This window comes from Paenibacillus sp. 4624 (assembly GCF_050435065.1).
Classification (GTDB): Bacteria; Bacillota; Bacilli; order Paenibacillales; family Paenibacillaceae; genus Paenibacillus; species Paenibacillus amylolyticus_D.
This window is the reverse complement of sequence record NZ_JBNDJR010000019.1, coordinates 1-12,458: the sequence shown is the minus strand read 5'-3', so window position 1 is coordinate 12,458 and position 12,458 is coordinate 1. Positions and strand designations below refer to the sequence as shown.

Here is a 12,458-nt window from a genome sequence, read left to right as displayed (position 1 = left end):
CTAAAAATTATACACAAGTTATTGAATTTGTGGATAAAATCTCGCCATACGTTGAAATGCGGGGCTTCTTTTGCTATGATTGTATTACTTTTGGATGTGAATATGTGATCTGACCCATAATATTATCAACAGCCTGTGGATAAAGTTGTGAACAATTTTCCGTTGTTCCTTCTTTTTTTGTTTTTGAACTGCGGGAGTTTGGGGATAAATTCGGCAATATATCTCGTATTTCGACACTGCATCATGGCTTAAGCCACACTTGGAACATGTAAAAGGAGTGACAGTCTGTGGACAGCCATACTTCTGATTTATGGCAGCAAATTCTATCAATCATACAAAATAAACTCAGCAAACCCAGCTTCGACACCTGGTTCAAAGCAACCAAGGCTACCAAGCTGAACGATCGGACGATCGTCATCTCCGCCCCAACCACGTTTGCCGTCGAATGGTTGGAGAGCCGTTACACCAAACTGGTTGGTTCGACGGTCTATGAACTGCTTGGCAAACAGGTCGATGTGAAATTTGTCATCGAGGAGAACAAACCTGTAGAACCAGATCCGCAACTGCCGGCGCCGACGCCGACAGTTGTTCAGGAAGAAGCCGTGCTTAGCATGCTGAATCCTAAATATACGTTCGACACCTTTGTCATTGGGCCGGGTAACCGTTTTGCCCACGCCGCATCGCTGGCGGTCGCTGAGGCGCCCGCCAAAGCCTACAATCCTCTTTTTCTATATGGAGGCGTAGGACTTGGCAAAACCCACTTGATGCATGCCATCGGACATTATATTTTGGAGCATAATCCGAGTAGCAAGGTGGTTTATTTGTCATCTGAGAAATTCACGAATGAGTTCATCAACTCCATCCGTGATAATCGCGGTGAAAGCTTCCGTAACAAGTACCGGAGCGTAGATATTCTGCTTATTGATGATATTCAGTTCCTTGCCGGGAAAGAATCAACACAAGAGGAATTTTTCCATACGTTTAATGCGCTGCATGAGGAACGGAAGCAGATCATCATCTCCAGCGACAGACCGCCGAAGGAAATTCCAACTCTGGAGGAGCGGCTTCGCTCTCGGTTTGAATGGGGATTAATTACGGATATTCAGCCTCCTGATCTGGAGACGCGGATTGCGATTTTGCGTAAAAAAGCGCGTGCGGAGAATCTGGATATTCCAAATGAAGCGATGATGTACATCGCGAACCAGATCGATACGAACATCCGGGAGCTTGAAGGAGCTCTGATTCGTGTCGTTGCTTACTCTTCACTGACCAATCAGGACGTTAGTTCTCATCTGGCAGCTGAAGCACTGAAGGATATCATTCCTTCCAGCCGTCCCAAAATGATCACAATTCAAGACATCCAACAAAAGGTCGGCGAATACTACAGCCTCAAGCTTGAAGATTTCAAAGCACGGAAACGGACGAAAGCTGTTGCTTTTCCTAGACAGATCGCTATGTATCTCTCTCGTGAATTGACAGACTTTTCTCTGCCCAAAATCGGGGATGCTTTTGGAGGACGAGATCATACCACGGTCATTCATGCCCATGAAAAAATCTCTCAAGCGATCAAGAACGATCAGGATCTCTATAAAGTTATCAACAGCTTAACCGAAAAAATTAAGAATCCAACCTGAACAAGTCCCAAGCCTATGCACAACGTGTACACATGTGGATAGGCTTAATTTTATGGGTTTAACCCTACTTATCCACATATTCAGTGCCCCTATTACTATTATTACTATAAAGATCTAAAGATATCTTCTCCAAAAAGCCGTTGCAAAGCACGGCCTTCGGCCTTTCGATAAACACCTTTTTAAGACCAGATCAAAACCAAAAGACATCTAAAAAATCCGCTAGGAGTGAAACCATGAAAATCAGCATAATGAAAAGTTATCTTAACGAATCTATTCAACAAGTATCCAAAGCGATCTCCAGTCGTACGACGATTCCTATTCTGGGCGGTATCAAATTCGACGTAAATCACCAAGGTGTAACGTTGACAGCAAGTGACACAGATATCTCGATCCAGTCGTTTATCCCGCTTGAAGAGGGAGACAAAAGTGTTGTTCAAGTAGAGCAACCAGGCAGCGTTGTTCTTCCAGCCAAATTTTTCGTAGAGATCATTAAAAAGTTGCCTTCCCAGGAAGTGCATATGGAAGTCAAAGAAAACTTCAACACGTTTATATCTGCAGGAGCAACGGAGATTCAACTTGTAGGTCTGGACCCGGAAGAGTTCCCGGTACTGCCAAGCATTGAAGAGAACCAAACAGTCTCCATTCCTGGAGATTTGCTGAAAAATATGATTAAACAAACTGTGTTCTCCATTTCCACCCATGAAACGACACCGATTCTGACAGGTGTACTCTGGAGTCTTGGTGACAACGAGTTGAAATTCGTGGCAACGGACCGTCATCGTCTTGCTACACGCTCGGCAATGCTGGATAATGCAGAGGGTATCCGTTTCAACAACGTCGTCATTTCTGGTAAAACACTGAACGAGCTGAGTAAAATCGTTCCCGACCAGAACACACTTGTGGATATCGTTGTCGCAGATAATCAGGTCTTGTTTAAAATTGACCGCGTATTGTTCTATTCCCGTATTTTGGACGGAACATATCCGGATACTTCTAGAATTATTCCAACGTCATACAAAACAGAACTTGTTTTGGACACAAAAAAATTAAGTGAATCGATTGACCGGGCTTATTTGCTGTCGCGTGAGGAAAAAACAAACATTGTGCGCATGCAGACGATGGACTCCGGCACGATTGAAATATCCTCCAGCTCCTCCGAGCTTGGTAAAGTACGAGAAGAGATCGAACCGGCTGAATTTACGGGTGATCCGCTTAAAATCTCGTTTAACTCCAAATACATGCTGGATGTACTGAAAGTGGTGGAAAGTGAGCAACTGATGATTGCCTTTACCGGTGTAATGAGTCCGATTATCCTGAAACCACTGGACGACAGTCAGAGCCTATACGTCATCCTGCCTTATCGGACGACCAACTAACGAAAGGAAGATCACACGATGAAGCAAGTATCGATTCGTACGGAATATATTAAGCTTGACCAATTTTTGAAACTCGCAGACTGCATCCCTACCGGAGGTATGGCGAAAGCCCTCCTCCAAGAAGGACTTGTTCGTGTGAATAAAGAGGCTGAAGAACGCCGTGGACGGAAGTTATACCCTGGGGATATCGTTGAGGTAGACGGAGAAGGAACGTTCGAAGTGGTTGCAGAGTAGAAAACAAGGTGCAATCCTGCTGCCTCCTGACGGACGGGATAAAAGGGAGGTTAACGCGTGTTTGTAAACAGCATAGAGTTGCAGCAATACCGCAATTATGAGCATCTGAAGCTGGATTCGTTTGGACCCGTCAATCTGTTGATTGGACAAAACGCTCAGGGCAAGACCAATCTGGCCGAGGCTATTTTTGTGCTGGCACTAACCAAGAGCCACCGCACCTCCCGAGATAAGGAATTGATCCGATTCGGGGAAGAACGGTCAAGGCTCACCGCCGAGGTCGACAAAAAATACGGAGCAGTTAAGCTGGAACTGTCTTTATCACAGCAAGGGAAAAAGGCAAAGATTAACGGTCTGGAGCAGCGTAAATTAAGCGATTTTGTCGGTTCTCTCAATGTGGTGATGTTTGCCCCTGAAGATCTCGAGATTGTCAAAGGCACACCGGGGGTACGCCGCCGGTTCCTTGACATGGAGATCGGGCAAGTGGCTCCAGGTTATCTCTATCATCTGCAGCAGTATCAGAAGGTGCTGGTGCAGCGGAATAATTTGCTCAAGCAACTGTGGGGAAAAGGGGATTCGGCTCAAGCGATGCTGGAGATCTGGAACGAACAGCTTGCAGAGCACGGTGTTAAAATCGTCAAAAAAAGGAAACAATTCATAAAGAAACTTCAAAAATGGGCAGAAACGATCCATCAGGGGATTACTGGAGGTGGAGAAGTCCTGCGTCTGGCCTACCTTCCTTCCTTCAGCGAAGCCGCTGAGGAAGATGAAGCTGTCTTAATGGAGCAATTTATGATAAAATTATCACAAATGAAAGAGCAGGAGATTCGCCGAGGCACAACGCTGAGTGGGCCACATCGGGATGACCTGTCCTTTTTCATTAACGAACGGGAAGTACAAACGTACGGCTCTCAGGGGCAGCAGCGCACGACAGCGTTGTCTCTTAAGCTTGCGGAGATTGAACTGATTCATGAAGAGATCGGAGAATATCCGGTTCTGTTGCTGGATGACGTATTATCCGAACTCGATCCTTTTCGTCAGACCCAGCTGATCGAAACATTCCAAAGCAAGGTACAGACTTTTATTACTGCTACGGGAATTGAGAGCCTGAACGTTGACAAGCTTAAAGACGCTAGTATCTATCACGTTCATGCCGGACAGGTGGAACGCTAAGGAGTGAGGGCTTATGTACATTCATCTGGGCGGTGAAAAAATCATCCGTTCTTCTGAGTTGGTTGCTATTTTTGATATATCGATTGAGAAATCCTCAAAAATATCCAAGCAGTATGTTACACATGCCGAACAGGAGAAAACCGTTGAACATATCGGTGAAGAGGAAGCAAAGTCCATTGTGGTGACGAAAAACATTGTGTATTACTCACCGATCTCCTCTGCCACGCTTAAGAAGCGTGCTCACCATTTTCCTGATCTATAGCGGATATTCAAGAGAAAACTCCTATGTCTGCTAATATTCTTAAGTTAACGCATATTCAAGATATTGAATCTATAGAAGTAGGTGAAAGGCATGTCTATGAATCAACCGTCATATGATGCGAATGAAATTCAGGTCCTTGAAGGACTGGAAGCCGTACGTAAACGTCCGGGGATGTACATCGGTTCCACCAGTGCCAAAGGTCTGCATCATCTGGTCTGGGAAGTAGTGGACAACAGTATCGATGAAGCGCTGGCGGGTTACTGTGATCATATCGAAATCAGTATCCATGAAGACAACAGCGTAACCGTTGTGGATAATGGACGGGGTATTCCAGTTGGCGAACATGCCAAAATGAAACGTCCAGCTCTGGAAGTCGTTATGACTGTTCTCCATGCAGGGGGTAAATTCGGCGGAGGCGGGTATAAGGTATCCGGTGGTTTGCATGGTGTAGGTGTATCCGTTGTCAACGCACTCTCTGAGAAAGTGGTCGTCACTGTAAAACGGGATGGTCATATCCATCAGCAGGAATACCGCCGCGGTGCTCCGCAATATGACCTCAAAGTGATCGGTACAACAGACGAGACAGGAACGACTGTAACGTTCCATCCCGATCCTGAAATTTTTACAGAAACGACTGTATATGACTACGAAACATTGCTTACACGTGTCCGTGAGCTGGCTTTCTTGAACAAAGGCATTGGTCTAACGTTAACGGATGAGCGTACTGGTGCAACCAATTCCTTCATGTACGAGGGAGGGATCATTGAGTATGTATCTTTCCTGAATCAAAAGCGTGAAGTGCTGCATGAGAATCCGATCTACGTTGAAGGTTCGCGGGATAACATTCAGGTGGAGGTTGCACTGCAATACAATGACAACTACACCGAGAATATTTATTCCTTTGCCAACAATATCAACACCCATGAAGGTGGAACGCACGAGTCCGGTTTTAAGAGTGCACTTACACGGATTATTAATGACTATGCCCGTAAAGCGGGTGTAATCAAGGATAGCACCGGCAATCTGTCTGGTGACGATGTGCGTGAAGGTCTGACGGCCATTATTTCGGTCAAAATCCCGGAACCGCAATTCGAAGGACAAACGAAAACAAAGCTCGGAAACAGTGAAGTACGTGGTATTGTGGAGTCTTTGTTTGCAGAGAAGCTGCAGGAGTTCTTGGAGGAGAATCCTTCCGTATCCCGTCGTATTTTGGAAAAAGGATTGCAGGCTGCCCGTGCCCGTGAAGCGGCTCGTAAAGCTCGTGAACTGACACGCCGTAAAGGCGCGCTTGAAGTCAGCTCGCTGCCGGGTAAGCTGGCGGACTGTTCATCCAAAGATGCATCCATCAGTGAATTGTACATCGTCGAAGGGGACTCTGCCGGCGGTTCAGCCAAACAGGGTCGTGACCGTCACTTCCAAGCGATTTTGCCGCTTCGTGGTAAGATTCTGAACGTGGAAAAGGCACGCCTTGACCGTATTCTGGGCAATGCCGAGATTCGTGCGATTATCACAGCGATGGGAACAGGGATCGGCGATGATTTCGACATTTCCAAAGCACGTTATCACAAAATTATCCTGATGACCGATGCCGACGTTGATGGTGCCCATATCCGGACACTGTTGCTGACATTCTTGTATCGTTACATGCGCAAAATCATTGAGGCTGGTTACGTATATATTGCACAGCCACCACTCTTCAAGATTGAGCGTAACAAAGTCATTCGTTATGCAGGCTCCGAGAAAGAGCGTGACGAGATTATCGCTTCCTTGGGTGAGAACGCCAAGTTCAACATTCAGCGGTACAAAGGTCTGGGCGAGATGAATGCCGGACAGCTGTGGGAAACCACGATGGACCCGGAAAGCCGTACGATGTTGCAAGTATCGATTAGCGATGCGATGCTCGCGGATGCCATGTTCGACACCTTGATGGGAGATAACGTCGAACCTCGTCGTGACTTCATCCAGGAGAATGCAAAATACGTGAAAAACCTCGATATTTAACGAGTTGCGAAGAGGCGCCTGTGAGGGCGCCTTTTTTATATTATGAGAGGCTATGCGCTTATTTATCTGACTGTCCGTCGTTTAACGGCTGAAGCTTGCGCTTTGGAAGCTTTAGAAGTTGCCTTTTTCGTTTTGCCCTTTTTGGAGGGTAAGCGTCCATAAGCAATGGCATAACGTTTGATCTTACGATAAGCCGCCTTATCTGGAAGCAGACCGAAGGCGTAGATGCCTGGCAGTGTATTAACCTCCAGGATCCAGGGCCGCCCGTGGTCATCCAAAGCGATATCAATCCCGATCTCTTTGAGTCTGGGAAAAGAACTTTGCAATTGGACAGCAGTATGAATACCGAGGCGGCGCAATTCGTGCTCAAGCTTTTGATATCCTTCCCTTTTGAGTTGCGGGAGTACAAGTTCTTCAAAGGTGGCCAGACGGCCGCCTCCGTGGATATTGGTAATGATTTTACCTGGTGCAGCAACCCGTCCCAGTATACCTGTCGTTTCCCAGCTGTGCTGTGGGTTCTTCTGGGTTAATACACGCAGGTCAAAAGGTAATCCCCCATGTGTCATCAGCGGAATGCCCTGTTGAATAATGTAGTCACGTTTCTGAATACGTTCGTTCAATGCGTTCTCAAGTTCTGTGAGCGAATGAAAGACTCGCTCTTCTGTTCCATGTTGCAGATGATAGGTCGTCAGATCGGACATGGTTGGAGGATTAAGATCTGAGTCTACCGAATCGGGTGAGGTGGATTCATCGGGAGCTTCATCACTTGTGGATTCGGTTGTTGAATCTGCGGAACGAGGGACTTCTATTGAGGTGCGAACTGTCCTTACCCGCATCACCCCATTACCGTAAGTTCCCCGGTCGGGCTTAATAAAATTTGCTGGGAATAACTCGGTCATTCGTTCTAGTGTTTGCGAGCTATATTTTCGGGTCACTGGTATATATTCATTGACATGACGACTGCGTTGCAAAATGGCCGTTTTAGTCCATTTGCTGGAGACACGCTGGATACTCATGTGCATCAGTCCTTTCTTGGTTTTGATCCGTTGTGCTGAGGGACATTATGCAGAAAATCAAAGGACAAGAGATGATTTCAGTGGTATAATAGAGGAATATGGCGATTTGTGCTGTCAGCCAATAAAATTGCAGTTTGATTGCCACGCGGGAACGGCTCTAGCCTTGATTGGACAGTACATATGCCGCTTTTCTAGCATTGTATGTGCAATTGCAGAGGAAGGCAGGGCGAACCCCCAGACACGCTCAAGTTCCCGGAAGAAAGGCTATTGCCCAGCGGACGTTTAATTGTGTAACTTTTGTGAAAGTAATATAATAAAGAGTAGCGTTCTTGCGCGGTTTTAGCCTTGTTAGGCTTTTCACATATATTAATTTTTTGGAAATGATTGATTTGGAACGTTTGTTGAAGGACAAGAAGGAGGTCCAGCATGGCGGAAGAAATGAACTCGCAGATTAAAGATCGGGATATTGGCGTCGAGATGCGTGAATCGTTTATGGATTATGCGATGAGCATCATTGTGAGCCGTGCCCTGCCAGATGTGCGTGATGGATTGAAGCCGGTTCACCGGCGTATCCTGTACGCAATGTCGGAGCTTGGCATGACACCTGATAAACCACATAAAAAATCAGCCAGAATCGTCGGCGAAGTTATCGGTAAGTATCACCCGCACGGTGACTCTGCCGTTTACGAGACGATGGTACGGATGGCTCAAGACTTCTCCCTGCGTTACATGCACGTGGATGGTCACGGTAACTTCGGTTCAGTCGATGGCGATATGGCTGCAGCGATGCGTTATACTGAGGCACGTTTGTCCAAAATTGCAATGGAAATGCTCAGAGATATCAACAAAGATACGATTGACTTCCAACCGAATTATGATGGTGAAGAAAGTGAACCCGTTGTTCTGCCGTCTCGTTTTCCTAACTTGCTTGTTAACGGGGTCGGTGGGATCGCCGTAGGTATGGCTACCAATATTCCCCCTCATAATTTGGGCGAGGTTATTGACGGCGTACAGGCCATGATCCAAAATCCAGACATTACATCCATGGAATTGATGGATTATATTCAGGGGCCAGACTTCCCTACTTCCGGTTATATTCTGGGACGCTCAGGCATTCGTCAGGCTTACCAGACTGGACGCGGATCGGTAACGATGCGTGCCAGAACGAATATCGAGGAGAACAACAACAAAGCTCGAATCGTTGTTACAGAGCTTCCGTACCAGGTGAATAAAGCCAGGCTCGTAGAGAAAATTGCTGAGTTGGTTCGTGACAAAAAGATCGATGGCATTACCGACCTTCGTGATGAATCTGACCGTAACGGTATGCGGATTGTGATAGAGCTTCGCAGGGACGTTAACCCTGGGGTTGTACTGAACAATCTGTACAAGCATACATCGATGCAGTCCACGTTCGGCATTAACATGCTGGCAATTGTAAATAAAGAACCGAAGATTTTGAATCTGCGTGAAGTGTTGTATCACTATTTGCAGCATCAGATCGAGGTTATTCGTCGTCGTACACAATTCGAACTGAGAAAAGCGGAAGCTCGTGCTCACATTCTGGAAGGTTTGCGTATTGCATTGGATCACATCGACGAGATTATTACGTTGATCCGTTCATCCAGCAATACAGATGCCGCTAGAGAAGGTTTGATTGAGCGTTTCTCACTCAGTCATGACCAGGCGCAGGCGATTCTGGATATGCGTCTGCAACGTCTGACAGGTTTGGAACGTGAACGGATCGAGAACGAGTACAACGAATTGATGGTCAAAATCAGCGAGTATCGCGAAATTTTGGCTAATGAGCATCTTGTACTTGAGATTATCAGTACAGAGCTACAAGAGATCCGTGAGCGCTTTGGTGACGATCGCCGCACCGAGATCACGGTTGGGGAAGAGAGTATTCTGGATGAGGATCTGATTCCACGCGAAGAAGTAATCATCACGATTACCCATACGGGTTACGTTAAACGTCTGCCTGTATCTACCTACCGTAGTCAAAAACGCGGAGGACGTGGTGTTGTAGGGATGGACACGAAGGATACTGACTTTGTCGAGCATCTTTTCGTAACCAACTCTCACAATTACCTGATGTTCTTCACGGATAAAGGTAAAGTATACCGGTTGAAAGCCTACGAGATTCCGGAGCTTGGACGGACAGCGCGCGGGACACCGATTATCAATCTGATTCAGATTGAGCAGGGAGAATCCGTCAATGCGGTTATTCCGGTACAGGAATTCGAGAGCGACAAGTATCTGTTCTTTGCAACACGTCAGGGTGTAGTGAAGAAAACGCCGCTTGAAGATTACACCAATATCCGTAAAGGTGGTCTCATCGGGATTTCCTTGCGTGATGATGACAGCCTGATTGATGTGAAACTGACGGACGGGCAGCAAGAGATTATTATGGGTACAGCTCATGGAATGTCTATTCGCTTCTCGGAAGGTAATGTGCGTTCTATGGGACGTAGCGCTACCGGGGTTAAGGGTATCACGCTTGATGATCAGGATGCAGTTATCGGTATGGATGTCGTAGATTCTGATTTGGATGTTCTGATCGTTACAGCCAAAGGATACGGTAAACGGACTCCAGTTAGTGATTACCGGATGCAAACCCGTGGCGGTAAAGGGATCAAGACGATCAATGTTACCGAGAAGAATGGTGCTGTTGTCAGCCTCAAAATGGTTAAAACCGAAGAGGATCTGATGATTATCACATCCAGTGGTACATTGATTCGGATGAGCATGGATGGCATCTCAACCATGGGTCGTTATACACAGGGTGTGAAGCTGATTCATATCCGTGAGGAAGACGCTGTGGCTACCGTGAGCCGCATCGATAAAAATGAAGAAGAACCCGACGAAGATAACATTGAAGCAATGGAAGCTGGGGTGTCTTCTCTTACAGAGTCAAATCTGGAAGAGAACATGACATCTGAGGCCGAAGCTGATGTTCAAGGTGATGATTCAGGTTCGGAAGAATAACATAGGTATCTTGTTTATCAAATCGTTCAGAAGATTGGAACAGGATAGGAAAGGCTCCCTTTATGGGGGCCTTTTTGATATGTACAGATGAAATGATGGAAGCTTCAAAATCTAGGATGTACAGCCTGTTTTCTGAGTAATATAATGGGAAATAACATGAGAAACCGGGACTATGGTCTTGTATTGTCATCATCTTAAGAAGAACGATGAGTGAGGGGAATCACTATGGGATTAATTACCCTGTCAGAAGTCAAACCAGGACTGAAGTTGGGAAGTGATGTGCAGACGTTGCGTGGCAATGTGTTGCTTCAAAAGGGTAAAATTATTTTACCCAAAGATATGGAAGTCCTCAGGGCGTTTATGATTCATCAGGTAGATATCGAACAAGACAGGACAGGAACTAGCAGTGGTGGTTCCAAAGGAGCAACTGGACCCGGCGGAGCATTAGGAACAGCCGTCGCTGAGAAGAATGGTGATCGGACAAGTACAATGGTTTCAGCTCCGGTTATTACGCTTCAGGACGAATACGAGAAAATGGTTACGTTGACTAAAAACGCCTTTCTCTCCTCATTGGCTGCCGAATTGCCCGTTTATGAGTTACGGACACAACTTGAGGCTCTGTTCATGCATCTCAAGCAATATAATGTGCTCACCTTCACTCCACGCAATATGAAAGAGCATGATTATGTATATCACCATGCCGTGCTGAGCGCAATTACATCCTATCAACTGGCTCAGTGGATCGATCTTCCCTCCAAGGATTGGATGCAGGTTGCCTTTGCTGGATTGTTCCATGATATCGGTAATAACAAGGTTGATCCGCAGATTCTTCATAAACCTTCTTCTCTAACAGCCGAGGAGCAGGAGGAAATCAGGCAACACAGTAAATATGGTTATCAGATTCTTAAACAGGCTAAAGCGATTAATGAGGGTGCAAGACTCGCAGCACTGCAGCATCATGAAAAAGTGGATGGATCGGGTTATCCCCTGCAACTTACCGGTACGCAGATTCATATCTATGCCAAAATCGTAGCTATTGCAGATATTTTCCATGCAATGACCCTGGAGAAGGTCTATCGAAAGGCTCAATCTCCATATCTGGTGTTGGAACAAATTCAAAGCGAGGCATTTGGTAAGCTTGAACCTTCTATTGTGAATGTGTTTGTACAGCGCTCCACTCAAATTCATAACGGGATTCGGGTAAAACTGAGTAATAGCCAAATTGGGGAAATTATCTTCTCGGATCGAAATCATCCTACACGGCCAATGGTATCTGTAGAAGGATCGATTATCAATCTAATGCAACAAAGACAGTTATATATACAGGAAGTACTCGGTTGAATACGTATCTAGATTTATAGGTGGGAAGACCTTCTCATAACGAGAGGGTCTCCTCTTAATTTTTAATTAGTCGTTCATAGATCATCGTTTATAAGTAAATTTAGTGATTATATGAGCCAACTAAAGTTAAGTTTCAAGATATGATATGAATTTAGAAAAAAAACTTGCATTCAACTTCTATACATGGTATATTCTAATTCCGGCCAAGAAAACACAATTAACACGGTGCGGCAAGCAGTGAATTAAGAAAGCTTCGAAAGAAACTTCAAAAAAAGCTTGCAAAGTTGGTTCGGAAGTGATATGATATAAAAGTTACTGATGCGAATGAGTAAAGGTAACTAAACAAGTTTGATCTTTGAAAACTGAACAACGAGTGAGTAACGATCTTGCTTGCAAGATCGACGCTGGAAAAATTGGTACACGTCTTCGGACTGTATGA

Annotated in this window: 9 protein-coding genes; 8 read left to right on the top strand and 1 reads right to left on the bottom strand. The window is 45.7% G+C overall.

What is annotated here, in order from left to right; genetic code table 11:
- The first annotated feature begins 287 nt into the window (after window positions 1-287).
- The 6 genes from dnaA (at window position 288) to gyrB (ending at window position 6,677) form a co-directional block, all read left to right on the top strand.
- Window positions 288-1,634: a chromosomal replication initiator protein DnaA gene (gene dnaA, locus ABIE27_RS28395; protein WP_123066988.1), complete on the top strand. Its 1,347-nt coding sequence runs from the start codon at window positions 288-290 to the stop codon at window positions 1,632-1,634.
- Between the two features lie 233 nt (window positions 1,635-1,867).
- Window positions 1,868-3,010, top strand: coding sequence for a DNA polymerase III subunit beta (dnaN, locus tag ABIE27_RS28390; RefSeq protein WP_123066987.1), 1,143 nt, complete (start codon window positions 1,868-1,870; stop codon window positions 3,008-3,010).
- An 18-nt stretch (window positions 3,011-3,028) separates the two neighbouring features.
- Window positions 3,029-3,244 (top strand): S4 domain-containing protein YaaA, encoded by a 216-nt coding sequence (yaaA, locus tag ABIE27_RS28385; protein ID WP_090923608.1) that lies wholly within the window; start codon window positions 3,029-3,031, stop codon window positions 3,242-3,244.
- Between the two features lie 57 nt (window positions 3,245-3,301).
- A complete protein-coding gene (gene recF / locus ABIE27_RS28380) occupies window positions 3,302-4,414 on the top strand; it encodes a DNA replication/repair protein RecF (protein WP_123066986.1) in 1,113 nt (370 codons plus the stop codon).
- Between the two features lie 13 nt (window positions 4,415-4,427).
- Window positions 4,428-4,676 carry an extracellular matrix regulator RemB gene (gene remB / locus ABIE27_RS28375; RefSeq protein ID WP_090923610.1) on the top strand — a complete coding sequence of 83 codons (249 nt, stop codon included), beginning with the start codon at window positions 4,428-4,430 and terminating at the stop codon, window positions 4,674-4,676.
- 90 nt (window positions 4,677-4,766) lie between these two features.
- A complete protein-coding gene (gene gyrB / locus ABIE27_RS28370; protein WP_123066985.1) occupies window positions 4,767-6,677 on the top strand; it encodes a DNA topoisomerase (ATP-hydrolyzing) subunit B in 1,911 nt (636 codons plus the stop codon).
- A gap of 62 nt (window positions 6,678-6,739) precedes the next feature.
- Here gyrB and ABIE27_RS28365 read toward each other — a convergent pair whose 3' ends face one another.
- Entirely contained in the window at window positions 6,740-7,693 is a 954-nt protein-coding gene (locus tag ABIE27_RS28365) for a YheC/YheD family protein (protein WP_161557061.1), read from the bottom strand.
- Window positions 7,694-8,119: 426 nt separating this feature from the next.
- On the opposite strand from ABIE27_RS28365, the gene gyrA reads away from it, so the two are divergent.
- Window positions 8,120-10,678: a DNA gyrase subunit A gene (gene gyrA, locus ABIE27_RS28360; protein WP_123066983.1), complete on the top strand. Its 2,559-nt coding sequence runs from the start codon at window positions 8,120-8,122 to the stop codon at window positions 10,676-10,678.
- 225 nt (window positions 10,679-10,903) lie between these two features.
- Window positions 10,904-12,019 (top strand): HD-GYP domain-containing protein, encoded by a 1,116-nt coding sequence (locus ABIE27_RS28355; protein WP_123066982.1) that lies wholly within the window; start codon window positions 10,904-10,906, stop codon window positions 12,017-12,019.
- Window positions 12,020-12,458 lie beyond the last annotated feature (439 nt).

What these genes read in the sequence shown, in the direction of transcription:
- ABIE27_RS28355 (WP_123066982.1), top strand. Translation starts at nt 10,904, where the DNA reads ATGGGATTAATTACCCTGTCAGAAGTCAAACCAGGACTGAAGTTGGGA.
- gyrA (WP_123066983.1), top strand. Translation starts at nt 8,120, where the DNA reads ATGGCGGAAGAAATGAACTCGCAGATTAAAGATCGGGATATTGGCGTC.
- gyrB (WP_123066985.1), top strand. Translation starts at nt 4,767, where the DNA reads ATGTCTATGAATCAACCGTCATATGATGCGAATGAAATTCAGGTCCTT.
- yaaA (WP_090923608.1), top strand. Translation starts at nt 3,029, where the DNA reads ATGAAGCAAGTATCGATTCGTACGGAATATATTAAGCTTGACCAATTT.
- ABIE27_RS28365 (WP_161557061.1), bottom strand. Translation starts at nt 7,693, where the DNA reads ATGAGTATCCAGCGTGTCTCCAGCAAATGGACTAAAACGGCCATTTTG.
- dnaN (WP_123066987.1), top strand. Translation starts at nt 1,868, where the DNA reads ATGAAAATCAGCATAATGAAAAGTTATCTTAACGAATCTATTCAACAA.
- remB (WP_090923610.1), top strand. Translation starts at nt 4,428, where the DNA reads ATGTACATTCATCTGGGCGGTGAAAAAATCATCCGTTCTTCTGAGTTG.